Origin of the sequence: Mesorhizobium sp. M1312 (genome assembly GCF_040318115.1) — a bacterium.
Lineage (GTDB): Bacteria > Pseudomonadota > Alphaproteobacteria > Rhizobiales > Rhizobiaceae > Mesorhizobium.
The window spans coordinates 1-556 of the sequence record NZ_JAMYLQ010000110.1 but is presented as its reverse complement, the minus strand read 5'-3'; the positions used below and the strand labels follow the sequence as shown (position 1 = coordinate 556).

General features: G+C 64.6%; 1 protein-coding gene. It reads left to right on the top strand.

The features are described from left to right. A partial coding sequence (locus NKH36_RS34750; RefSeq protein WP_287354345.1) for an EF-Tu C-terminal domain-related protein occupies positions 1–555 on the top strand: 555 nt, incomplete at its 5' end. Between the last annotated feature and the right edge of the window lies 1 nt (position 556).

Genomic DNA, 556 nt, shown 5'->3' with positions numbered 1-556 from the left:
TTCCTGATGCCGATCGAGGACGTGTTCTCGATCTCGGGCCGCGGCACGGTGGTGACCGGTCGCGTCGAGCGCGGCGTGGTCAAGGTCGGCGAGGAGCTCGAGATCGTCGGCATCCGTCCGACCACCAAGACGACCTGCACGGGTGTCGAGATGTTCCGCAAGCTGCTCGACCAGGGCCAGGCCGGCGACAACATCGGCGCGCTGCTGCGCGGTGTCGACCGTGAAGGTGTCGAGCGCGGCCAGGTTCTGGCCAAGCCGGGCACGGTCAAGCCGCACAAGAAGTTCGTCGCCGAAGCCTACATCCTGACCAAGGACGAGGGTGGCCGTCACACGCCGTTCTTCACCAACTACCGTCCGCAGTTCTATTTCCGCACCACCGACGTGACCGGCATCGTGTCGCTGCCGGAAGGCACCGAGATGGTGATGCCGGGCGACAACATCACCGTCGATGTCGAGCTGATCGTGCCGATCGCCATGGAAGAGAAGCTGCGCTTCGCCATCCGTGAAGGCGGCCGCACCGTCGGTGCCGGCATCGTCGTCACCATCAAAGAGTAAT